Source organism: Desulfuromusa kysingii (genome assembly GCF_900107645.1).
Classification (GTDB): domain Bacteria; phylum Desulfobacterota; class Desulfuromonadia; order Desulfuromonadales; family Geopsychrobacteraceae; genus Desulfuromusa; species Desulfuromusa kysingii.
The window spans coordinates 76,761-98,908 of sequence record NZ_FNQN01000001.1 but is presented as its reverse complement, the minus strand read 5'-3'; the positions used below and the strand labels follow the sequence as shown (position 1 = coordinate 98,908).

Below are 22,148 nucleotides of genomic sequence, written 5' to 3'. Positions count from 1 at the left end.
CAACAATAGGGGAACCGATTAACAGAGAGTTACGGAAATAGTAACAATTTCAACGCAAACACCAACACAGTGACACTGACAACTTTCTTGATCCAGTCGTGTCCCTTGGCAACGGCCAGCCTTGGTCCGATCATCCCACCGATTGAGTTCCCTGCCGCCAAGGCAAAGCCGAGGTAATAATCAATCTGACCGTGATAGATAAAAACACCAAGAGCGATAAAAGTGTAAGCAAATATGACAAAGACCTTGATCGCATTGATACGCACTAGATCAAGTCCATGGATCAGCAGTGCCGTAATCACGATAAAGCCGACGCCAGCCTGCACAAATCCACCGTAGATACCAACACCGAAAAAGGAGAGCACAATCAGAATTTTACGCCACCACCCAAAGTTGACTTCCTGTTGCCGAATGCGTTTCATGGGGTCAACGGCGGTGAAGATCAAGACGCCGACCATAATCAGCGCCAACAACCGCTTGAAGACCTGATCATCAAGGTTAATCGCTAGATTTGCTCCGACCCAACTGCCCAGAAGCGCAGGTGGAGTACAAAGCAATGCCAGCTGTAACGGCAGCATCCCTCGCTTACTGTAGCCACGAATAGCAAAAATATTCTGACAGAATATTGCAATCCGATTCGTACCGTTGGCAACCGCGCCGGACAAACCCATAAAAATCAGCAACGGTAGAGTTAAAAGTGAGCCGCCACCGGCAATCGTATTGAGAATTCCAGCCACCACACCAACAACGAACAACAACGGCAACTGCCAGAAATATGCATCCATTTAATTACGCTCTCCGATAAGACTACGAATAACCTCCCCGGCCATCGTCAGACCAAACAAAGGAGGAAGATATGATGAACTGCCAAGGGTCGGCTTCCGCTCGGCAGCATCAGCTCCGGTCAGAGGTCGAAACTCTTCAGTAGAATAGACAACTTTAACGCCCTGCTCTATGCCCTGTTTACGTAGCTCTTTGCGGATGGTTCGGGCTAAGCGACATTTTTTCGTCATCGAGATGTCAGCCACTTTGATCAATGTTGGGTCTAACTTATTTGCCGCCCCCATAGCAGAGATAATCGGCAGCTTACGACGAAGACAGCCCTGGATCAAATGCAACTTGTCACTAATACTGTCGATACAGTCAAGAACATAATCATACTCAATATCCAGAAGTTCCGCGCTCGTATCAGCAGCATAAACCTTGTTGTGAACTACAATCTTGAGCTGTGGGTTAATCGCCAGACAGCGTTGAGCCATCGCCTCAACCTTGATCTGGCCCACGGTCTCTTCTAGGGCATGGATTTGACGATTGATATTCGTCGCACAAATGGTATCAAAATCAACCAAGACCAGCCGACCGACACCAGCTCGTACCAGAGCCTCGACAGCGTAACTCCCAACCCCGCCAACACCGAAAATTGCCACCGTAGAATTTTGTAACCGCGCCATGGCACTATCGCCAACCAGCAGCTGCATACGGTGAAACCTAGCTTCGTTCAAAATGACCACAACTCCTGTTCTTATCCCCGTGGAGACAAATATTCAGCACTGAATCCTTGAAAAGACCCTGGTAGCATTCTCATAGGTCATCTTCGCGACTCGCTCCAAATTCCAGCCCTTCAGCTCTGCCAGTCGCTGCGCCACATGCAGCAACCCATCCACTTCGGCAATCATATCCGGAGCATCTGTCTCCAACACCAGCGCATCTTCCGGGAGATTGACAACCGCCAGAGGCAGCTTGCGCGCAGACTTCCGTAGCAGGATCGGTCCGACGCCAATTTTGAAACCTAGACAAACCAGTTCATTGGCGACCTGAATACTACCGGAAAAACCGTGCCAGATCCCACCGACCTGTTGGCCGACATTAAGTTCACGTAGGACAGCAAGAACACGTCCGGTGGTATTACGACTGTGTAACAACACCGGAAGATTGCAATCCAACGCAATCTGCAACTGGGAACGAAAAACCAGCTCCTGCTCATCCAGAGAAGGTCCGGCTACAGCATCCAGACCGATTTCACCAATAGCCACGACTTTTTCCATCCCCGCCAACCTCTTCAGTTGTTCGGCAGCATTGGCATTCCACTGATCCGCGTACACTGGATGCAGGCCCGGAGCAAAATACACCGCCGGCAGGTGTTGTGCAAGCGCCAACAAAGCAGGCCAGTCTGCAACTCGTACCCCAGGCATCACCATTTTGCCAACGCCCAAAGCTGAGATCTGCTGATACAGTTCTTCTGGACGTTGTCGCCATTCTGGAGCGAGCAAATGAATATGAGTATCGAACCAGTCGTTCATGGTCGCATCTTACAATCTTTGTCTGCATACAACAACGAGAACTCCAACGACACTAATTCAGAGCAAATTTGAACAAGGATATACTCTCGACATGCAATCCTGAACCATCACGATTCACGAAAGAACCGGTCCAAGGCGAGTATCCCTTGTTGCAGCTATTTCTCACCACGGATTCAACCATTGGGAATGTGACCACCAACCTCTCCTGGCTGACAACCTGGAGCAACTCAACCCAGATAAAATAACAGTTTCCACGGACGAAAATGATACATTTTAGCAGCACTCAAACCAAAAATATGCTAGTATTAAAAAGCACTTACAGGTTCACTCTTTGTACCGCATACGGTATCGATGTGGAGAAAGAAAAACCTCGACTTATCCCTATCCTAGAAAATCAACTCACCCTGGAAAGGATTCAAAAAGTGCCACTAAATAGTTCAAGATGACAACACAGTTAACCCTGATTCAAAACACCAAGGCCAGATTTGCACATAACCGATCAAACCTCTGGATAAGAAATATACCCGATTTGACAACAGCCCCCAAACCACACACCCAATGAGGGGATTGCAGTCAATGTCCCTGTTGCTACAGGGGATCGCTTTGCATTGTAAGGACTTCTAGTAAGATCATGTCTATCCGTACGACGTTCCGTCAATTATTATTCCCGGTATTTCTACCAACCTTCTGCGCTTTCGTGAGTCTGAGAGCCTCTCTGATTCTCCTCCCCCTCTACATTCTGAACCAAGGCTACGGAGTCACGCTGGCCGCTTCTATAATCAGCATTCGTGGAATCGGAATGTTGTTCATGGATCTTCCAGCTGGCTTTCTGGTGTCACGTCTGGGCGATAAGGGCGGTATGCTTGTGGGAAACGTGGCGGCCGCACTGTCACTGTTTCTTTTTGCCACATTTGATAGCCCAGTCATGTTTGTTCTCATCTCGCTTTTGTCAGGAGCAGCCTTTTCCGTAATGATGCTCTCCCGGCTGTCCTATGTCGGCAAAAAATGTGATCCTCACGAACGGGGCCGGGTTATCGCCTTTATGGCCAGCCTACAGCGTATCGGTGGAATTATCGGACCGATCGGGGGTGGTTTTATCGCTACGTTCTTTGGCTTTGTCCCGGCTTTAATCGCGCTGGGAGCGTTCGCCCTGCTTGCGGCTCTCAATATTCTGATCTGTTGTGAAAATACACCATGTTGCCAGAATCGAGAGATGCGTTCTCACGCTTTCGTTCGTACTTTACGGGAGAATAAAAGAATCTTTCTCACTTCCGGAATCGGAGCGATTGGGATAACAAGTTTGCGTGGCGCCAGCCCGTTGCTGGTGACACTCTTCGGCAGTGTCCTAGAGTTGACCCCTGCAGAAATCGGCTTTTTTGCTTCACTGGCAACAATTCTGGAATTTATCATGTTCCTCCCCGCCGGCTATATCATGGATAAGTGGGGGCGAAAATTTACAATAATTCCAGGAACACTCATTATGGCAGTCAGTCTGGTGATTCTAACCTACTCAAACAACTTAGCTGGCTATGTCGTGGGGACGCTCATCATGGCATTTGGTAATGGTTTAGCGACCGGCGTCATCATGTCAATTGCCGCAGATCTGGCTCCAGAAAATTACCGGGGGCAGTTTTTAGGGGTCTGGCGCTTTGTCTGTGATCTCGGATTTTCTGGAGGCCCCCTGTTTATTACCGGAATTATGAGCTTCATCGGACTCGGCGCCAGCGCTGTAGTCTTGGGGGGAGTCTCGTCCTGTTTTGCCGTCGTGATGTGGGTTTTTGCCAAGGAAAGTATGGTGAAAGAGTAGTCAGCTAGAATTTGTGATCCTGCTTGTCCGAACAAACAGCAAGAGGCTGAGAAGAAAAACCTCGGGGCATCCATTGATGTTACCTCGCATGGATGCCCCGAGGTTTGCGCTATTCATCTCCGCTAGATCAATTGGTAGCTTGGCGGAATGAGAACCTAACAAATATCCATGGAGACGAAAACCTGCTATCCACTTTACGGACGCTATAAGTCACCATAACCTCTTCATCCACGCCCCTGCTCTTCTGAACAACAATTGTAAATCACTGTTGACGGTCTTTGTTGACCTCAACTAAACAATGCTCTGCAGCTCACATTTTCAATCCAAAAGATTGACAAGAGCACGCCGCTTTAATCCACCCTTGAGCATCGTCTGAATCTTATCTTCCAAGCCTGCAAGTGTCACCTCATCAATCATCGCCTCTAATTGATTGAGCTTCCAGTCGGTGGCCAGCCTCTGCCAGGCCTTGGTCCGGCGCTCCATCGAACATTCCGCAGAATCAATACCGATCAAGCGAACTCCTCGGAGAATAAAGGGGAAAATACTGACATTTAAATCAACGGCACCGACCAATCCGCAACAGGTCACAGCACCATCATATTGTGTCGATTTGATCGCCGCAGCAAGCATATCGCCACCGACACAATCGACGCCACCAGCCCAGGTTGTTTTCAACATTGGCCGTTCATTGCCAGCCAACAAAGTCTCCCGACTGATCACCGTTTCAGCACCTAAACTCTTGAGATAATCGCTCTCTTCAAGCTTGCCGGTAACTGCAGTTACAGTAAATCCTGCCTTTGCCAGAATCGCAACAGCCAGACTCCCCACACCACCAGTGGCACCAGTCACAAGAACGGGACCGTTGTCTGGAGTCACTCCGCTTGCCACCAGTTCCTGCACGGACAGAGCTGCGGTTAAACCTGCGGTTCCGAGCATCATACTTTCTCTTAATGTCAACCCTTCTGGTAGCTTCAACGCCCACTGGCTGGGGACCCGAATCAGCTGACCAAAACCACCGTCGGTCTCCATCCCCAAATCGTAGCTGGTGACAATGACCTTGTCTCCGGGCTGGAAGGCTCCATCGCCACAGGAGACAACTTCTCCGGCCGCATCAATGCCGGGAGTATGGGGAAAATTGCGCGTGACCCCAGGGTTCCCGGTCGCAGAGAGGGCATCTTTGAAATTAAGGGAAGAGTAATGGACTTTGACGACCAGATCACCAGCAGGTAACTCATCTAGTGAACGGGTCACAACGGCCCGGGTAAAAACTTTCTTCTCTGGCTGTTCTACCAGTAATGCTTGAAATTCTGTCGCCATAGAGACCTCCTTGCAAGAAAAAATTGACTTTCGTTTGACTTGCCAATAAAACTACTTGAGTCACAGTGATAAAAACAAGTACCCACTTTTTTGTATGGTAGTATCAAAAAGGATACTAATGGAGAGATAAAAGCGTTATGGAAGAAATCACAAATTATCGTTGTACGGTTTCAGTGACTCTTGACATCATTGGCGGCAAGTGGAAGTCGCTGATCCTCTGGCAGCTGAGCTTCAAAACTCTACGTTTCAGTCAGTTGCAGCGCCGCCTATCTAAGGTCACCCAGAAGATGCTCACCCAGCAACTCCGGGAATTGGAACGAGACGGACTGATTCATCGCAAAGTTTACGCAGAGGTTCCACCGCGAGTTGAATATTCCTTGACGCCAATGGGGCAGAGCGTCGTCCCAATCCTGCAGCTGATGTGCCAGTGGGGTAAAGACTACTTGATCGCAACAGAGCAGAGCGCTGCAGTTGAATGCGCTCCCACCCTGAAACGAATCGAAGTCTAGTTATTTTTTGTCATCATTAAGCAGCCCTTTCAACAGATTACCGGCTTTCTCATCAACAGCTTTATCAATTGCTGGAGCCAGTTCCTCCGGTACTTCTGCTTTGATTTTCTGTTGCAAGTCTTCCACCTGCTTTTCGACCTGAGCTTTTGCCTGACCGACAACCTCAGCCTTAATGTTATCAAGGTCGGCCAGTTCCCCGGCCAGCAGTTTTGCCAGCGCCGGAGAGAGTTGCCCAGAGCTTTCCTGTGCGGCACTGAGGACGACCTGAACAATTTTCTGGATCAACTCGGACATGGGTAACCCTTGTTCTGCAGCCCCCAGGTTGCGCAGTTCAATCTTCGGCAGGACCAAATTAACTTTTGATACTTGCCCCAGCAATTCAAGGCTGGCGTCGACCTGAACATCGTCAAGAGAGAAGTATTCAATAATAAATTTCTTCCCATCCTTGCTTGCTGGCGGTGGGCTGGTTTTCCCTTTTTCGCTGCTCAAACTCTTGGTCCGGGCCAGGATTGGATCGATGTTATTTTTTTTACCCATCTGCTCCAAATTGATCCGGATGCGACTCAGGCTGACGCGTGGGACCTTAACGGTATCTCCCAACAACGACCCGAGGGAAATCGCGACCTCACCCTTCCCAAGCCCCATAAACGTCTGGGCTTTAAACCCGGTGGGATTAGCCACATCCAAACCACTCAAAGAGGCCTCACCACCCAAAAGTGAAATATGAATAGCATCAAGGCGAGTTGGCACCCCCAATGCCATTTCACCCCCTTGCTCAATCGCCTTCTTGGCGATGACATCAATATAGAAAAAAGCACCAGCCGCAGCAATAACGACAACAACCAGCAAAGCAACTAACAACTTAAAAAGAGCCTTCATGAACGTCCTCCGTTTCTAATTAGAATTCAAGCTAGAGTATAACACCAATACCCACGACTACAAAAACGCCCTGAAGTCAGCACGGCTCGTACGGATGGAGATTGACTTGAAAACTGAATCACAATATGGTTTCAAAAAATCTTAGACTGCTAATATCATAGCAGTTATTCTCGAACCCTTAGAGGAAGCCACGAGAAAAACAATGAGGAAACTTGCCAATTTATTTCTGTTATTTTTCATTTTATCCGCAATCTTCGCTATCGCCGACGAACTGCTACAACTGTTCTTCGCGACCTCTATCCTCGCCGGAGTACATCGCTTCGCCTGGCTAACCTGCCTCCTGGTCGGTGCAATTGTGTATCTGGGGCTGGCTTTCAACCGCCACCTACCTAAGATCATCCTTTTTCCTCTCTACCTCTGGATATTCTGGGATCTGGTAAGCTACTGGCCATTGGCTATGGATGACGGTAAGTTTATCCGCCTGTATCTTGCCTGCGGACAACTCGCCCTTTGTCTTTTGATGCTGCAATTGAACCAGCAGATCAACCGTAAAAGTCAATTTCTGGTCCCGAGCCAGTTCGCCGGTCCAGCCTTCAGTGGACAAAATCTGCTCCGCTTTTGCCTGGTCAATTCAGTGGTACTGCCACTGATGTTCATTCTGATATGTTATTCCTTCGTCGACCACATGATCGAAACCAAGACCGCAGGTTTTGTCCAACTAAAACCTAACGGTCTCTACATGACGGAACGGATCTACCAGCAAGGTGATAAGCAGATCAGGCTGACAGGGATGATTCATCTGGGACAGGAAGACTACTTCTCCGACCTGACAGATTCGTTTTCAGGGACACGTACTCTTATTCTGGCAGAGGGGGTCACCGATACTGACGGCTTAATGACTGAACACTTTAATTACGCAAATATTGCCAAGTTGTTGGGACTGACATCACAAGAAAAGATGAATTTTAACAGCAACCGGATTGATGTGATTGATCTGGATCTGGAGACAACTGCCAGCGGTGACGCTCCTGACCTCCTCCCGGCAGATATTGACCTGAAGCGGTTTGACCCGCGCACCCTTGAGGTGTTAAACGCCCTGGCGAAATATATCCTCAATGCAGACTCTTTAAGCACCGGTTATCTGGAATTCAACCAGTGGGCCCAAACGCATGTCCCTGACCATATCAATGACATCATCATGAATGATCTCATCGTCAAACGGAATCGCTCCGTCGTCAGTTACCTGCCAAAGGCATTAGCTAAATATGACACTATTGTTATCCCCTGGGGAGCCTTACACATGAAAGGGATCGAACAGGAAGTGTTGAAGAGGGGGTTTCTCCTCACAGAGAGCCGAGAACGGCTGAGCATCGACTTTTTGCTGCTCCCCTATGAAAAGTTATGGGAAAATTTGACAGGAGCAGATGGAGTTTAAGTTCCATCTGCTCAAAAATTGACCATCACCTTATTTAATTTTTGCGACTGTCCCCATTAAAGCGACATTACCGACAACTCCACCTTTAATGCATGAATATTCAGTGGCACTTTCAAACTCGATATTCTTGGTAATCGTATAGATATCAATAACCGCATTGCCACCTTCTCGCACTGCACGATCCTGCAAAGCCATCAACGCAGAGATAAAAGCTCGCTCACAAACCTGTTGAGCGGATTTACCGAACCCGTTAGTGCGTTTATTCGCTTTGTATTCACCCATTTTTTTTACGATTCCCGGATGTTTCTGTCCCTTCATGTACAAACGGATCTCCGGTCGCAACTTGTCATTGCCCAGAGAGCTATCCATAGCTTCTTGAGCAGAAAACTTATACCAATTATCAGCAGCCTGGGTCTGGGCTACTAGAGTTCCGAAACAAATCATGGTTGCCAGAATAGTTACAAAAAGTGTCCTCATTTTTTCCTCCCTCATCACTATTGATTACGGTTACGACTCTTGAATTCTTTCTCGACGACAACTGAAGGCCATCACATGTCATCAGCTAATCATCGAACCATCCATCCAATGAAACTCTCAACGTACAGAAGCTACTAGTATCAGGGATATTTCCAGTTAAATCAATACCAAGTAAGAGACATATCAGCATCAATATTGTTGCCCTGTTGTCCACAGTAAGCGACGAAGGAGAGGGGGGAGGATCACTCCTGGGTGAAGAAGGTTTTAATTTCAGGGGGGATAGCGACCGGTTTTTTTATTTTGGGGTCATAGCAGACCATAACAGTTTTCGCTTCTGCAAAAATTTTCCCGGCGCCGTTGTGCATCCTGTAGCCAAAATTAAAGCTGGAATGTCTGACCTGATCAATTGAAATAGCAATTTCAAGATGGTCGGTCAACTCAATCGGCAGCCGATAATCACATTCGGCGCGCACCACCAGAAACATCAACTCACTGCCCAGAAAGGCCCCGAAATATTGTTGAAACAGCTTTACCCGTGCCGTTTCCAGATAGGTGAAGAACAGAGCATTATTGACATGCCCGTAAGCATCCAGATCGGCAAAACGGACTTCAATCGGAGTATTAAATTTATAAGTTTCCACGATTAACGGACTTCCTCTGCTTTCCCTTGCAAAATATCAGTAATGCGGGTGCGATAATCAACAATCTCCTTGCGTAAGGAGGCCAGGTTCGCAATTTTTTGATCCACCTTACCAATGTGGACATCCAGTATTTCCAGTAACTTTGGAGTCATTGTTCCAAATGACTGTTGATTGACATCAAAGTTTTCTGCCAACTGTTGCATCTCTTTCAATGAGATTCCAAGTTCTTTCAGCTTGAGAATGAATTTCAGACGCAGGACATCATCTCTGTTGTAGGTGCGGGTGCCACCGCCTAAACGCTCAGTTGGCCCCATCAGACCAATCTCTTCGTAATAGCGGATCGTCCGGGTGGTGATCCCCAGATTTTTTGCTAATTGTCCAATTTGAATTGATTTTTCTGCTGCCGTTTGCATAATAGATAACCTTTACGTAATATTTTCGATATCAATATCACTCTTACTTCTGCTCTGTCAATGCTGGCATAACTACTTGCATAAGCAGAGTATTTGATTGGTTGAAAATCAAATAGAATGCTGTTATATTTACTATTAACCTTTACGTAAGATGCATGCTAAAAAGAAGAATATTGATGATTTTGACTTCCGAGGTCATGAGGTAATTATGGAATACACAAGGGAAATCTATTGGAATGTTGGTCATGGGGCCATAACGTTAATACCAATGTACCTGCTAAGTCTTACAGCAATCGGAGTCCTTGTCTACGCTTTTTTACAGCGTAGCAAAATTTACAAACAGGGGCAAACCTTGAACCGGACAGATCAGTTGCCACTACGGATAACCACAATGATCAAGAACGTTCTCTTGCAAAGCAAGGTTCTTAACGTCCGTGGTCCGGGGGCAGCACACGCCCTGTTTTTCTGGGGATTTTTTATCCTTTTTCTCGGTACTTGCCTGATCTTTCTTCAAGCAGATTTCACCGATCTATTCTTCGGCATCAAATTTCTAAAAGGATCGTTTTACCTCTTTTTCTCCCTCATCCTTGATATTGCTGGCCTCATCGCGATCATCATGCTGATAGGCCTGCTGATACGCCGTTATATTGTTCGCCCTGCGGGATTGGAGAATAAAAAAGACGATTTCATTATGCATGGCTTGCTGTTGCTCATTCTCATCAGCGGTTTTTTGATCGAAGGGGCCAGAATCGCTGTCACTGAAATCGGCACACCACTGGCGGCATGGTCTCCCGTTGGTCTATGGGTGGCAAAAGCTCTTTACGGGATGGGGGAACCAGCTGTCCGCGTCCTGCATAGTAATCTTTGGTGGTTGCACCTTTTTATGGTGGTTATCTTTATTGCGATCATCCCGTTCACAAAGCTACGCCATATTTTTACCACCAGCGCCAACTATCTGTTGACCGATCTCGGCCCGAAAGGTCGGGTCCCAACTCTGGACATGGAAGATGAAGAAGCTGAAAGTTTCGGCGCCGCCCAAATCACCGATATGAGTTGGAAGGATATCTTTGACGCCGACGCCTGCACCAGTTGTAAAAGGTGTCAGGATCGCTGTCCGGCCTGGGCGACAGACAAACCACTGTCACCTATGAAATTGGTGCAGCAGCTTGGTGACGTCGCATCCCAAAACCCCACCGCAAATCTGGCAGAAACGATCACCAAGGATGTCCTCTGGGCCTGCACAACCTGTCGTGCCTGTCAAGAGATTTGCCCCGCAGATATTGAACATGTCAACAAGATCATTGATATGCGCCGTAATCTGGTATTAATGGAAGGCGAGTTTCCAGGCGAAGAGGTCACCACTGCGATGGAGAACACCGAAGTCAATGGCAATCCCTTTGGGCTCGCGTTTGCCAGCCGTGGCGATTGGGCCGCAGGGCTTCCGGTTGTCACTCTCGAGGAGAATCGTGACGTCGATGTCCTCTACTTTGTCGGCTGCTATGCCTCTTTCGATAAGCGCAATCAAACCATCGCCAAAGCCTTCATTCAACTCTGCGATGCTGCAGGGGTGAAGGTCGGCATCCTCGGCAAAGAAGAAAAATGTTGCGGTGAACCGATGCGCAAGATGGGCAATGAATACCTTTATCAGATGCAGGCCAGTGACAATATTGAACAGTTCAAAAACTATGGGGTCACCCAGATTGTCACCACCTGTCCCCACTGCTTCAATACTTTGAACAAAGACTATCGTGACTTGGGATTGGATCTAAACGTCACTCATTACACCGAGTTTCTTGCCAATCTACTACAACAAGGACAGTTAAAAATTCAGTCGCAACCCTTTGACTGCACTTATCACGACTCCTGTTATTTGGGACGGTATAATGATATCTACCAAGCGCCACGAACTCTGCTACAAGCTGCAGGGGCAACCTTAACCGAGATGGCAAAATCAGGCGCAGAATCCTTCTGCTGTAGTGCCGGTGGTGGCCGCATCCTTGCCGACGAAAACATCGGCACCCGGATCAGTGAGAAACGGGCGCAAATGGCTGCAGACACTGGAGCGCCAACGCTGATTTCAAACTGCCCCTTCTGTCTCACCATGTTTGAAGACGGGATCAAGGGGGCTGAACTCGACGGACAACTGCAATCTAAAGATCTGGCGGAAATATTAGTTGAACGACTTGCTTGATTATTTTTCAAAGGAGAATGCCAATGAAACTACTTGTCTGCATAAAACAGGTTCCCGATATGGAATCAAAATTCAAAGTCAACGCAGCCGGAAACTGGTACGAAGAAACCGATTTGGCCTGGCGGATGAATGAATACGATGAATACGCGGTTGAGCAAGCAGTGCAACTGAAGCAACAGGTCGGTGAAGCAGATCTGACCGTGCTCTGCATTGGCTCTGACCGAGTGAAAGAAACCATGAAAAAAGCTTTGGCCATGGGATGTGACCGAGGCGCCCATATTGCTGACGATGCAAGCCACCTTAAAGATCCCTATACGATTGCTTCCCTGATTGCTGCATATGCCAAAGACAAAGATTTTGATCTGATCTTTACTGGGATGCAATCTCAGGATCGCGGCAGCGGTCAAGTTGGTGTTCTCGTTGCTGAAATGCTGGGGATCCCCAGTCTGACAACTCTGGTTGAGTTCAGTTACGCTGATGGCACTATCAATGCCAAACGGGAGCTGGAAGGGGGCATCAAGGCGAAAGTAAGCTGTACCACCCCAGCGCTGGTCACCTGTCAGCTCGGTCTGAATACTCCACGTTATCCAACCTTGCCCAATATCATGAAAGCGAAAAAGAAGGAATTGATCTCGACTCCCGTGGATGATCTTAATCCGCAACCATCGCTGCTCGAAGTCCTCCAGGTTGCCCCCCCGGAGAAAAAAGGTGGTGGACTGATCCTCGAAGGGGATCCAGCAGATCTTGCTGACCAGTTAATCCAGATCCTTAAAGAAAAAACCACAGCGTTGGCATAGGAGGCAAAGATGAAAACATTACTTGTTGCAGAATATAGAGATGGAAAAATACTTGCCAGCAGCAGTGAACTGATTAATTTTGCAGCGCAACTTGGCGCAGAAAGCGCCATGGTTCTGGTAGGTTCCGAAACAACATTGCCCCACTATCAGGGCAAACTCTATCTGGCCGACAGCACCAAAATTGGTGAATTCAACCCCAGTCAGCATAAACAGTTGATTCTAGAAGTCATTGAGAAAGAGCAGCCATCAATGGTGGTCCTGCCGCATTCATCATATGGTTGGGATCTGGCGCCACGTATCGCGTTAGCTTTAAAAGCCGCTCAAATTTCAGAAGTCGTCGAAATCAAAGATGGTCACTTGGTGGTCCCGTCCTGTAATGCAAAATTGCGTCGCCGGGTCAAAGCCACGACGAACATCTCTGTCGTGACCTTGCAAGGTGGAGCCTTTACCCCCGCTGAAGACCCTGACGGAACCCCTGAGGTGATCAAAGTGGAAGTCGCTGCCGATGGAGATATTCAGTTTGCTGGCTATGAAGAAGCTGAAACTGGCGGCGTCGATCTCTCCAAAGCCGACATCATTGTCAGCGCCGGACGCGGAATTGGCAAACCAGAGAATCTGGCGATGATTGAAAATCTGGCCAAAGCTCTTAAAGGTGAATATGGTGCCAGTCGCCCGGTGGTGGATGCCGAATGGGCCGATCCAAGCCGCCAAGTGGGGACGACGGGACAGACCGTCACCCCGAAACTTTATGTTGCCTGCGGCATTTCAGGGGCCATTCAGCATCTGGCGGGAATGAAGAAATCAGAGTTTGTGCTCGCCATAAACACCGATAAAGACGCCCCTATCGGAGAGATTGCGGATGTTCTAGCCGTTGCCGATCTGAAGCAACTGGTGCCGATCTTGACCGAAAAACTAAACGCACTCTAAAGGAGGGGAAACATGATTGAACAAATTTTTGCAGAAATTCCCCAAACCTGTCACCCCGATCCACAGAGTGCTGCGGTGTCGATCTACTTCTCTATCGGTGAGGTGAAAAAAACTGTGCTGATGTCGTCTTCCGGCTGTCAGGTTGAAAATGGCAGGACGGTTGATGAGGCTGACTGCGTTTGTAAAACTAGCGCAGAATTCTTTCAACGGGTGTGGAACGAAGGGTATAAACCGGGGTTAAAGGATTTCCTTTCCGGGGCAATCAAGTCCAATAAGCCCGATATTTTGCAACAATTTCTTACCGCTTGTGGAAAAAGTTGATCACTTCAGAGGTCAGCTGTTGCGTTATTCACAGCTGGCCTCTGAAACAACTCATGTCAATTGATCTTCTTCAGGATCCAGGTTTAGATCCATTTTTTGTAGATTTCCTTACCCTTTATCCCTCCTATTCCTCTATAATCGCCCGCTATGTTGAATTATATTTCCCCTGACAGTATCGATCAACTTCGCTATGCCATAAAAGAAGCTGACGGCAACGAAGTCTTTGTCCTTGGACAGACTGATGCGGAACGGCGGATTGTTCAGGTCGAAGTCCTGGCTCGGGGGTCAGAGAATGCTGTCCCCGCAATCCTCCAAACTTGCAGCTATGGTGATGTTGTTCTCCACAACCACCCCAGTGGCGTCCTGCGTCCTTCAGGTGCGGACATTGAAATCGCAGCACAATTTGGCGCTTTAGGGGTTGGTTTTTATATCATCGATAATCGTGTCGACAACCTTTACCGCGTGGTCGAAGCCTTTGCGGAAAAAGACACTCAAAAGCTTGATCCTGCCGAAATCGCTGGATTATTGGGTGCCGATGGCGTCATCGCACAGAAACTTCCCGACTATGAAGATCGACCGGAACAGCTACAGATGGCCTTCGCGGTTGCTGATGCCTTTAACAAGGGACAATTGACCGTTGTTGAAGCCGGAACCGGAACCGGAAAAAGTCTCGCCTATCTGGTTCCAACCCTCCTGTGGGCAAGAGCCAATCAGCAGCGGGTGGTGATCTCAACCCGGACCATCAATCTGCAGGAACAATTAATTCGTAAAGATCTCCCCTTCTTGCAAAGAGCCACTGGGATAGAATTTTATGCGGTTCTGGTCAAAGGGCGGAGCAATTACTTCTGCTTGCGACGGGGAGAAACGGCCGGGCGTGAACTGGGCCTGTTTGACCAACAGCAAGTGGAAGAGTTACAGCAAATCCTCCAGTGGGCTGAAAACACCGGAGACGGTTCTAAAGAAGATCTCTCTTTTATCCCCAGCTATCAGGCGTGGGAAGAGGTTTGTTGCGAGGCCGATCAATGTGCCCGGGTTCGCTGTCAATATTACAGCCGGTGTTTTTTTCACAAGGCTAGGCGACAGGCCGCTCGAGCCGATATTCTGGTGGTCAACCACGCTTTGTTGCTTTCTGATCTGGCATTGCGGCAGCAGACTGACAACTACTCAGCGACTGCGGTCCTCCCCCCCTTTGAACGGGCGATTCTGGATGAAGCGCACCACCTTGAAGATGTCGCCACCAGCTATTTCTCTTCACAGCTGACAAGGTTTACCTTCTCCCGTGTGCTGAATCGGTTACGTCATCCACGTAAGCTGAATCAGGGGTTATTGCCACGCTTCCTCGACCAATTATCTCAGGAACTTCCCGATTCACTGGACCAACTCTACCGCACATTGCATGGAGAAATCGAATCGCTCCTCAACCAGCGGCAACAATTGCTGGATCTGGCGCTGGAGGAATTTCAGAGTATTGCTGAAGAACTCCCTGAATTTCTTGGCAAAAAAGTCAGTGCAAAATTTGAGTTGAAGCACCGGATCTTACCGGACTTCATGCAGACAACCATCTGGCTGGAACTGTGTAAACGAGTTGAACGGTTACGGGTTGCCAGTTCAGAGTTGGCACAAGGTCTGATAGGACTGTTGCGCACAGCAGAAGATCTCCCTGAGTTCGTAGCCGAAAAATTAAATTCATCACTGGTTGACCTGCGCGGTATTTCCGGACGACTTGAAGGGATTACCGCTGATTTGGCTTCCTTCCAAGCTGCGTCTAAAAACAGTTGTATCTGGATTGAAGTTCGTGAAGGACGGATTGGTCGCAACAAAGGGCTGATTACCAGCCTCTGTCAGGCCCCTCTGGAAGTTGCAGAAAGTCTGAACCAGGCCCTTTATCAACGTTTGCGTAGCTTAGTTATGACCAGCGCCACCTTAACCATCGCAGGCGCATTTGGCTATTTCCATTCTCGCGTTGGCCTTGATCGTGTCGAACCCGACCGCTTAGTCGAGTTAGCCCTTGATTCTCCCTTCGATTATCAACATCAGGCTTTAGTTGCGATACCAACAGACCTGCCGGAACCGGGCAAACCCGGCTTTTCTGAAGCTGTCCGTGATGCCGTGGAGAAAGCGTTGTTATGCAGCCAAGGACGCAGCTTTGTCCTGTTCACTTCTTATGCACTGTTGCGTCAGGTCCATGATGAGTTAGCCCCGATCCTTGAAGCACAAAGTTTACGTTGCTTGCGTCAGGGAGAGGAGAATCGCCACCGTTTACTCAAACGGTTTGCTGAAGATGAGAGCAGCATCCTCTTTGGCACCGATTCCTTCTGGGAAGGGGTCGATGTCCCAGGCCGCTCACTGGAACAGGTCATCATCGCCCGGCTTCCCTTCCGGGTTCCCACGGAGCCGGTATTGGAAGCCCGAGCACAGGCGATCGAATTGCGCGGCGGTGATCCGTTTATGGAATACACCGTACCGCAAGCGGTGATCCGCTTTAAACAGGGATTTGGTCGATTGATCCGGCATCGTAATGACCGCGGAGTGGTTTTGATTCTGGACACACGTGTGGTAAAAAAAGGCTACGGACGGATGTTTCTCCGCTCCTTGCCCCCGGCGCGGGTTGTCCGTGGTCTCAGTGATGAGGTTTTTACTGAAGTTGGACGTTTTTTTGTTGATGACTACTCATAACAAGAAAGAAGAAACGATGAAATCTCTAACCACCCTGATTTTCAGTTTATGCATGTGTTTTCTGCTCGTTGCCTGTGATAAAGGGGCAGGCACCTTATCATTTCTGCGACCGAATGATGTTGTTCTGGCATTCGGTGACAGCTTGACCACTGGTGTCGGAACCCGGTCTGAATCGAGCTATCCCGCGCAATTGAATCGCTTTATTGCCCGTAAAGTGGTCAATGCTGGCGTTTCTGGAGAAGTCAGTGCAGAAGGGGTCACACGCTTACCAGGGGTGCTTGATCAGTTCGAACCCGAACTGCTGATCATCTGCCACGGAGGTAATGATATCCTCCGTAAACTGGATCGTCAGCAACTAAAAACCAACTTGCGCTATATGTACGAAGCTGCGAATCAACGTGACATTGAGGTCGTTATGATTGCTGTTCCGCAGCTTGGTTTCGGGCTTGAAGATGTACCGCTCTATCAGGAACTGGCCGACGAACTGAAGATTCCGTTACTCTCCGGCACGCTCAAAAATCTTCTCGCTGACAACCACTATAAAAGCGATCCGATCCACCTCAATGAGCAGGGTTATAAAAAACTGGCTGAGGCGGTTGCCGATCTGCTAGACGAAAATGGAGCCCTGCACTAACCGTTACAGGGGCAACACACAATTTATTCGCTCAGGAGGGGGAAATGCGACGAATCAAGGATTGGCCGGCTGATGAACGGCCACGCGAAAAATTATTAACATCCGGTGCCGACACGCTGACCGACGCCGAGCTGCTGGCGCTGATCATTCGTACTGGAGATTCTTCCAGTAAAAGCAGCGCTGTCGATCTGGCACGCAGTCTGTTGAGCCGTTTTGGTTCTTTACGCCATCTCGCCACAGCCAGCATCAATGAACTTTGCCAGCAAACCGGGATCGGCCCAGCCAAGGCGGCTGAGATTCAAGCCCTGTTTCAGATCGCCCGGCGTTTCGCCGATCATCGCCTGCAGGCAGGACAAACCTATAGCTCATCCCAAGAGGTCTTTCACCATTTCCATGAACGTCTTTGCGACTACCGCAAAGAAGTTTTTCTGGCCCTGCTTCTCGATACCAAAAATAGACTGATTAAAGAAGTACAGATCTCCGAAGGAAGTCTTAGCGCCAGCATCGTTCACCCCCGCGAAGTTTTCGCTCCAGTGTTAAAAGAATCTGCTGCCGCTGTCCTGTTCATCCACAATCACCCTTCTGGTGATCCAACCCCCAGTCGTGAAGATATCGAAATTACCGAACGACTTAAAAAAGTAGGCGATTTAATGGGCGTGCGGGTTCTGGATCATATTATTATTGGCAATGGCGACTACGTCAGCTTGGCAGACCGAGGGGTGATGTGAAGCTTGAATGAGGGATCATAATATCCACCGAGAAGGCATAATACCTGTTCATTGAAATCAATATTATGCCTTTCAAGCTGGCTATTTCATCCTTCACACTTCTTCATAATAGCGACATATTCACGCAAACCCGGCATGGCAATCTCCGGCTCATAAAATGAGAGGTTCAAAAACACGTAACCAACCACAAGGAGATTTTTTATGCACTTCGCTATCATGAACAACACCCCATGCCACTTTGTCATTGCGTCCGCACTGCTGGCCCTGTTTCTATGGACAACTTTTTTCGCCAGTGAAAGCAGTCAGCCCAAAGGCTTGCTCGCCATGCATGGTCTGTTTGTTCTGGTTCTGATTTCAGGATGTTATGTTTGGACACTGGTTCCATTCAGTCTCCCGCTGCTGATCAAGAGTGTCGGTGGAATCGTGTTGTACGGAGTCATGACTCAGATCGTCAAGAACCCGAAAAGTGTGCTGTTATGGTCGCTCTTTGTCGCTATTGCAACAGTTGGACTAGGTCTGGCATTTACTGTCATTTAGAAAAAAATCAGCCTGCTTTGTTCTGGACAAAGCGGGCTGATGCTCCTTTATCGAAACCAAGGGAAGACTGATGGCTCAACATAATTGTGAAACATGTCGATTTAGAGCTGCACATGACAATAAACCCAGTTCAATTATCGGGCGACTCTGGAGATGGCATATCAACTGGTGTCCCGGCTGGAAAAAGTTTCTCGGCTCACTGTCCGAGGCTGATCGTGAAATATTATATGAGAAATATAATTTAGACCAACCCCGAGATAAGCGGCCGTCCCGAAAACAACCGAGATAGATAAGCAGCAGTGTTTTAAACAAAACAATATCTATCCCCGCAATCAATATTTCACCCTATACACACCGGCTGTTTGTCTTTATCCTTCAACGAAGGATGTGACGGTCTGCAAGTCAGACTGTTGAGGTTATTCTGAGCTAAGGCTCAATATGAAGCCTGAATATAATTAATGGAGAAAACCATTATGGCGAATGACTCTCTGATAGATCTGTTGTTAGTCGAAGATGATGAACGACTGGCCAGTCTGACACGTGAGTATCTGGAAAAAAACGGCATTGTTGTGACCATTGAAACAGATGGAGAGCGGGGGTTACAACAGGCATTGATGCATAATTACGACGTCATCCTGCTTGACCTTATGCTGCCCAATCGCGATGGTATCTCTATCTGTCAACGACTGCGTGAACATTCAGATGTACCGATTATCATGATTACCGCACGCGGTGAAGAAGCCGACAGGGTCATGGGGCTGGAAATTGGCGCCGATGATTACATGGCCAAACCTTTTTCGCCACGGGAGCTGTTAGCCCGTATTCGTGTCGCCGTGCGCCGTTCCCGTGGACAAGCGGGGCCACGCAGCCACCTTATTCAAGTCGGTGATCTAGCTCTTGACCCTGGAACTCTGACGGCGACTGTGAATGGCACCGCTCTGGATTTAACCTGTTATGAATTCTCTCTGTTGCACGCCCTGTCAGGACGGGCTGGCCAGGTTCTCTCCCGTGATCGTCTTATGGAACTAGCACGAGGGAATGCCGATGAGGCTTTCGATCGCTCAATCGATGTCCATATCTCCCGCTTACGTCAAAAACTAGGTGATGATCCCCGTAAACCCATCCGTATTCGTACCGTGCGCGGAGCCGGCTATCAGTACCTGATACAAGGGGGCTTATGAAAATTTATCGGCACCGACTGTTCTGGCGGGTTTATCTCAACAGCCTCCTACTGATTATTGCTATCATTGTTGCGGCGACAGGCTCTATCTATTTATCGCAGCCAGAATCGGGATTATACCCATACTCCACCCGGTTACATAAAGTTCTAGCAGTCGAATTGAGTCTTAATCTGGACAATCAAGCAGAACTGCAGAAACTGATCATCCCGCTCGCAGACGCTCTGGGACGAGATGCAGCCATCTATACCCGTACAGGTGAACTGCTTGCTTCAGCTGGAAATACGGTCCTCCCCGCACTGAGTGAAGACAAACTGGGAAGACTCGGGAGTTGGCATCCACTAAAGCAGGACAGCGGTCAATGGGTATATACAATTCCGCTGGGAGGCGGTGACTCCGCATATATGCTCGTGAAAGGGCAGCAGCATTGTTTTCTCTACTCCCCCGGACTTGTTCTGCTGGCTGTCGCTCTGTTTACCTGGCCATTGGCTCGAAACTTTGTAAAACCTCTGGAACGTTTGACGGAAACATCACGTACCATAGCCAATGGCGATCTTTCGGCGCGAAGTGGCATCGACCGAAAGGACGAAGTCGGGCTTCTTGCTCACTCACTGGATGAGATGGCAGCCCAACTGGAAGAGAGAATACGCAACGAAAAAGAGTTGTTTACCAATATCTCCCACGAGATCCGCACCCCCTTAGCGCGCTTACGCTTTGCCTTGGAGTTATGTGAAGACGATTCTGATCAAACAAGCCATACCTATAAACATCTTCAAGGGATGGAATCCGATCTGAACGAGCTGGAGACTTTGGTTAACAACGTTCTTGTTAACGGCCGGCTTGATGCTGTCGCCAGCGGCAAAGGGACAGTTCCTGTACACCTGAAGCATGTCGCCCTCAACACCTTCTTTGCTGCAGTGACAGAACGGTTTGACCGCCATCATACCAGTCATCAGCTGAAGACCAGCGTGGCGGATAACATGCCAGAAGCCAGTATAGATCCTATTCTGATTAATAGACTCTGTGACAATCTGCTGGAGAATGCGGTCCACTACAGTGAGCCGGGCAGCTGCATTGATTTTCAAGTCAAGATCGAAGGAAATCGGCTGAAAGTGACGGTTGCTGATTCCGGTGAAGGGGTCAGAGAAGAAGATCTACAACGCCTGTTTGATCCGTTTTTTCGTGGCGACCGGAGTCGGTCACGTCAAACCGGCGGAAGTGGCTTGGGGTTAACCCTTTGCAAACGTATCGTTGAAGCCCATAGTGGAAAAATTTCGGCTCAACTTAACCCCAACGTCGGGATGAATTTTCAGTTTGAAATCCCCCTCTCGACAATGTCTTAGACACAGTCAACACCACCTTAGGTGGTATTAAGGTTTTCTGCAATCACTGCTGGCTATAAATAGTCATGGTCACGAAATTCATCCAACAAAAAATGGATCGCAGCGGTCACCCGTTGGGGAAGATGTCGCCCACTCGGATAGATGATCCAGACCCTGGTTTTTTCGCGGGTCCAATCGGTCAAAAGCTCGACCACCTCTCCACGAGCAAGGGCTTCCTTAGCATAAAAATTGGCCGTTCTCACGACCCCAACCCCCTCCCTTGCCGCTGCAATTAATGCTTGACCACTCTTGCTATGCCAGGATCCATGCGGTTTAACTTCAATAACGTTCCCATCCAACTTAAACTGCCAACGATTTGTAGCTCCGGTTAAACAGTTGTGTTGCTGTAACTGCTCGGGGTGCGTAATAATTCCTTGGCTCTTGAGATAGGCAGGAGACGCATAAAGACCATAACGAATCGATGTCAATTTTCTAGCCATCATGCTTGAATCTTCCAATCTGCCCACGCGGATGGTGAAATCAAAACCCTCAGCAACCAAATCGACCAGACGGCTAGAGAGGTCCAGTTCTATGTTAACGCCGGGGTGCAGAGCAGCAAAACGGGCCAAAGCTGGAGCCAGATACCATTCCCCGAGCCCACCATCAACAATACTGACTCTGATACGACCTGTCAGACTATGTTGGAAATCTCTGACCCGTTCTTCGCCCTCTCCCAGCTGAGCCGCGACAGATTTTGCATAACGAAAATAGATCTCTCCAGCATCCGTCAATGAGAGCTTACGTGTTGTCCTTTGCAGCAGCCGCGTATCCAATCGATCTTCGAGTTGGCTGACCCTTTGACTGACATAGGCTTTCGATTTTCCCAGTTTTCGTGCAGCAGCGGAAAAACTCCCTGTTTCAATCACTTCTACAAATTCAAGCACACCATGAAAACGATACATTGTTCACTCCTATGAACAGACCATCAATAAAGCAGCGACTTATCAAGAAATCTTAAGGGATTATACTCAAATTTATGGTTAATACCACGTCGATGGG

22 protein-coding genes are annotated in these 22,148 nt (G+C 48.6%); 13 read left to right on the top strand and 9 right to left on the bottom strand.

The genetic code is table 11. The features are described 5' to 3' along the window. Positions 1 to 29: 29 nt before the first annotated feature. Genes BLU87_RS00500 through BLU87_RS00490 form a run of 3 tightly spaced genes read right to left on the bottom strand, consistent with a single transcriptional unit; the run spans position 30 to position 2,300 of the window. The gene (locus tag BLU87_RS00500; protein ID WP_092343979.1) at positions 30 to 785 is read right to left on the bottom strand and encodes a sulfite exporter TauE/SafE family protein; all 756 of its coding nucleotides are present in this window, start codon (positions 783 to 785) and stop codon (positions 30 to 32) included. Then, positions 786 to 1,502: a tRNA threonylcarbamoyladenosine dehydratase gene (locus BLU87_RS00495; protein ID WP_092344593.1), complete on the bottom strand. Its 717-nt coding sequence runs from the start codon at positions 1,500 to 1,502 to the stop codon at positions 786 to 788. A 42-nt stretch (positions 1,503 to 1,544) separates the two neighbouring features. Continuing rightward, positions 1,545 to 2,300 (bottom strand): TatD family hydrolase, encoded by a 756-nt coding sequence (locus BLU87_RS00490; RefSeq protein WP_092343978.1) that lies wholly within the window; start codon positions 2,298 to 2,300, stop codon positions 1,545 to 1,547. A gap of 631 nt (positions 2,301 to 2,931) precedes the next feature. Between BLU87_RS00490 and BLU87_RS00485 the strand changes: the two genes are divergently transcribed. Beyond that, positions 2,932 to 4,107 carry an MFS transporter gene (locus tag BLU87_RS00485; RefSeq protein WP_092343977.1) on the top strand — a complete coding sequence of 392 codons (1,176 nt, stop codon included), beginning with the start codon at positions 2,932 to 2,934 and terminating at the stop codon, positions 4,105 to 4,107. A gap of 318 nt (positions 4,108 to 4,425) precedes the next feature. Here BLU87_RS00485 and BLU87_RS00480 read toward each other — a convergent pair whose 3' ends face one another. Continuing rightward, positions 4,426 to 5,424, bottom strand: coding sequence for a YhdH/YhfP family quinone oxidoreductase (locus BLU87_RS00480; RefSeq protein ID WP_092343976.1), 999 nt, complete (start codon positions 5,422 to 5,424; stop codon positions 4,426 to 4,428). A gap of 137 nt (positions 5,425 to 5,561) precedes the next feature. Between BLU87_RS00480 and BLU87_RS00475 the strand changes: the two genes are divergently transcribed. Beyond that, positions 5,562 to 5,933, top strand: coding sequence for a winged helix-turn-helix transcriptional regulator (locus BLU87_RS00475; protein WP_092343975.1), 372 nt, complete (start codon positions 5,562 to 5,564; stop codon positions 5,931 to 5,933). Here BLU87_RS00475 and BLU87_RS00470 read toward each other — a convergent pair whose 3' ends face one another. Next, positions 5,934 to 6,812, bottom strand: coding sequence for an AsmA family protein (locus tag BLU87_RS00470; RefSeq protein ID WP_092343974.1), 879 nt, complete (start codon positions 6,810 to 6,812; stop codon positions 5,934 to 5,936). A 202-nt stretch (positions 6,813 to 7,014) separates the two neighbouring features. On the opposite strand from BLU87_RS00470, the gene BLU87_RS00465 reads away from it, so the two are divergent. Continuing rightward, positions 7,015 to 8,247 (top strand): hypothetical protein, encoded by a 1,233-nt coding sequence (locus tag BLU87_RS00465; RefSeq protein ID WP_092343973.1) that lies wholly within the window; start codon positions 7,015 to 7,017, stop codon positions 8,245 to 8,247. Positions 8,248 to 8,277: 30 nt separating this feature from the next. Here the strand turns inward: BLU87_RS00465 and BLU87_RS00460 are convergent, their stop codons facing one another. The 3 genes from BLU87_RS00460 to BLU87_RS00450 all read right to left on the bottom strand — a co-directional run bounded on the left by BLU87_RS00460 (position 8,278) and on the right by BLU87_RS00450 (position 9,778). Further along, entirely contained in the window at positions 8,278 to 8,724 is a 447-nt protein-coding gene (locus tag BLU87_RS00460; RefSeq protein WP_092343972.1) for a hypothetical protein, read from the bottom strand. Positions 8,725 to 8,966: 242 nt separating this feature from the next. Continuing rightward, the gene (locus BLU87_RS00455; protein WP_092343971.1) at positions 8,967 to 9,365 is read right to left on the bottom strand and encodes an acyl-CoA thioesterase; all 399 of its coding nucleotides are present in this window, start codon (positions 9,363 to 9,365) and stop codon (positions 8,967 to 8,969) included. Positions 9,366 to 9,367: 2 nt separating this feature from the next. Next, positions 9,368 to 9,778 (bottom strand): helix-turn-helix domain-containing protein, encoded by a 411-nt coding sequence (locus BLU87_RS00450; protein WP_092343970.1) that lies wholly within the window; start codon positions 9,776 to 9,778, stop codon positions 9,368 to 9,370. Positions 9,779 to 9,986: 208 nt separating this feature from the next. Here BLU87_RS00450 and BLU87_RS00445 point away from each other — a divergent pair, with 208 nt between their 5' ends. The 10 genes from BLU87_RS00445 (at position 9,987) to BLU87_RS00395 (ending at position 21,110) form a co-directional block, all read left to right on the top strand. Continuing rightward, positions 9,987 to 11,969, top strand: coding sequence for a heterodisulfide reductase-related iron-sulfur binding cluster (locus BLU87_RS00445; protein ID WP_092343969.1), 1,983 nt, complete (start codon positions 9,987 to 9,989; stop codon positions 11,967 to 11,969). Between the two features lie 23 nt (positions 11,970 to 11,992). Next, on the top strand, positions 11,993 to 12,766 hold the full coding sequence (locus BLU87_RS00440) for an electron transfer flavoprotein subunit beta/FixA family protein (protein ID WP_092343968.1): 774 nt from the start codon (positions 11,993 to 11,995) through the stop codon (positions 12,764 to 12,766). Between the two features lie 9 nt (positions 12,767 to 12,775). Continuing rightward, positions 12,776 to 13,693 carry an electron transfer flavoprotein subunit alpha/FixB family protein gene (locus tag BLU87_RS00435; protein ID WP_092343967.1) on the top strand — a complete coding sequence of 306 codons (918 nt, stop codon included), beginning with the start codon at positions 12,776 to 12,778 and terminating at the stop codon, positions 13,691 to 13,693. A 12-nt stretch (positions 13,694 to 13,705) separates the two neighbouring features. Further along, the gene (locus tag BLU87_RS00430; protein ID WP_092343966.1) at positions 13,706 to 14,014 is read left to right on the top strand and encodes a hypothetical protein; all 309 of its coding nucleotides are present in this window, start codon (positions 13,706 to 13,708) and stop codon (positions 14,012 to 14,014) included. Positions 14,015 to 14,161: 147 nt separating this feature from the next. Beyond that, a complete protein-coding gene (locus tag BLU87_RS00425) occupies positions 14,162 to 16,690 on the top strand; it encodes a helicase C-terminal domain-containing protein (protein WP_092343965.1) in 2,529 nt (842 codons plus the stop codon). A 16-nt stretch (positions 16,691 to 16,706) separates the two neighbouring features. After that, positions 16,707 to 17,324 carry a GDSL-type esterase/lipase family protein gene (locus BLU87_RS00420; protein ID WP_175498220.1) on the top strand — a complete coding sequence of 206 codons (618 nt, stop codon included), beginning with the start codon at positions 16,707 to 16,709 and terminating at the stop codon, positions 17,322 to 17,324. Between the two features lie 44 nt (positions 17,325 to 17,368). Further along, positions 17,369 to 18,052 (top strand): RadC family protein, encoded by a 684-nt coding sequence (gene radC, locus BLU87_RS00415; RefSeq protein WP_092343963.1) that lies wholly within the window; start codon positions 17,369 to 17,371, stop codon positions 18,050 to 18,052. Between the two features lie 201 nt (positions 18,053 to 18,253). Further along, positions 18,254 to 18,589, top strand: a complete 336-nt coding sequence (locus BLU87_RS00410) for a hypothetical protein (protein ID WP_092343962.1) — start codon at positions 18,254 to 18,256, stop codon at positions 18,587 to 18,589. Between the two features lie 473 nt (positions 18,590 to 19,062). Beyond that, on the top strand, positions 19,063 to 19,770 hold the full coding sequence (locus BLU87_RS00400) for a response regulator (protein WP_092343960.1): 708 nt from the start codon (positions 19,063 to 19,065) through the stop codon (positions 19,768 to 19,770). After that, entirely contained in the window at positions 19,767 to 21,110 is a 1,344-nt protein-coding gene (locus BLU87_RS00395; protein WP_092343959.1) for a sensor histidine kinase, read from the top strand. Before BLU87_RS00400 ends, BLU87_RS00395 begins: the two co-directional genes overlap by 4 nt. Positions 21,111 to 21,163: 53 nt before the next feature. On the opposite strand, the gene BLU87_RS00390 is transcribed toward BLU87_RS00395, so the two are convergent. Next, positions 21,164 to 22,051 carry a LysR family transcriptional regulator gene (locus BLU87_RS00390; protein ID WP_092343958.1) on the bottom strand — a complete coding sequence of 296 codons (888 nt, stop codon included), beginning with the start codon at positions 22,049 to 22,051 and terminating at the stop codon, positions 21,164 to 21,166. Between the last annotated feature and the right edge of the window lie 97 nt (positions 22,052 to 22,148).

Excerpts from the sequence above, each read along its gene's own strand:
- BLU87_RS00500 (WP_092343979.1), bottom strand. The coding sequence starts at position 785 with ATGGATGCATATTTCTGGCAGTTGCCGTTGTTGTTCGTTGTTGGTGTG.
- BLU87_RS00490 (WP_092343978.1), bottom strand. The coding sequence starts at position 2,300 with ATGAACGACTGGTTCGATACTCATATTCATTTGCTCGCTCCAGAATGG.
- BLU87_RS00485 (WP_092343977.1), top strand. The coding sequence starts at position 2,932 with ATGTCTATCCGTACGACGTTCCGTCAATTATTATTCCCGGTATTTCTA.
- BLU87_RS00480 (WP_092343976.1), bottom strand. The coding sequence starts at position 5,424 with ATGGCGACAGAATTTCAAGCATTACTGGTAGAACAGCCAGAGAAGAAA.
- BLU87_RS00475 (WP_092343975.1), top strand. The coding sequence starts at position 5,562 with ATGGAAGAAATCACAAATTATCGTTGTACGGTTTCAGTGACTCTTGAC.
- BLU87_RS00470 (WP_092343974.1), bottom strand. The coding sequence starts at position 6,812 with ATGAAGGCTCTTTTTAAGTTGTTAGTTGCTTTGCTGGTTGTTGTCGTT.
- BLU87_RS00465 (WP_092343973.1), top strand. The coding sequence starts at position 7,015 with ATGAGGAAACTTGCCAATTTATTTCTGTTATTTTTCATTTTATCCGCA.
- BLU87_RS00460 (WP_092343972.1), bottom strand. The coding sequence starts at position 8,724 with ATGAGGACACTTTTTGTAACTATTCTGGCAACCATGATTTGTTTCGGA.
- BLU87_RS00450 (WP_092343970.1), bottom strand. The coding sequence starts at position 9,778 with ATGCAAACGGCAGCAGAAAAATCAATTCAAATTGGACAATTAGCAAAA.
- BLU87_RS00445 (WP_092343969.1), top strand. The coding sequence starts at position 9,987 with ATGGAATACACAAGGGAAATCTATTGGAATGTTGGTCATGGGGCCATA.
- BLU87_RS00440 (WP_092343968.1), top strand. The coding sequence starts at position 11,993 with ATGAAACTACTTGTCTGCATAAAACAGGTTCCCGATATGGAATCAAAA.
- BLU87_RS00435 (WP_092343967.1), top strand. The coding sequence starts at position 12,776 with ATGAAAACATTACTTGTTGCAGAATATAGAGATGGAAAAATACTTGCC.
- BLU87_RS00430 (WP_092343966.1), top strand. The coding sequence starts at position 13,706 with ATGATTGAACAAATTTTTGCAGAAATTCCCCAAACCTGTCACCCCGAT.
- BLU87_RS00425 (WP_092343965.1), top strand. The coding sequence starts at position 14,162 with ATGTTGAATTATATTTCCCCTGACAGTATCGATCAACTTCGCTATGCC.
- BLU87_RS00420 (WP_175498220.1), top strand. The coding sequence starts at position 16,707 with ATGAAATCTCTAACCACCCTGATTTTCAGTTTATGCATGTGTTTTCTG.
- radC (WP_092343963.1), top strand. The coding sequence starts at position 17,369 with ATGCGACGAATCAAGGATTGGCCGGCTGATGAACGGCCACGCGAAAAA.
- BLU87_RS00410 (WP_092343962.1), top strand. The coding sequence starts at position 18,254 with ATGCACTTCGCTATCATGAACAACACCCCATGCCACTTTGTCATTGCG.
- BLU87_RS00400 (WP_092343960.1), top strand. The coding sequence starts at position 19,063 with ATGGCGAATGACTCTCTGATAGATCTGTTGTTAGTCGAAGATGATGAA.
- BLU87_RS00395 (WP_092343959.1), top strand. The coding sequence starts at position 19,767 with ATGAAAATTTATCGGCACCGACTGTTCTGGCGGGTTTATCTCAACAGC.
- BLU87_RS00390 (WP_092343958.1), bottom strand. The coding sequence starts at position 22,051 with ATGTATCGTTTTCATGGTGTGCTTGAATTTGTAGAAGTGATTGAAACA.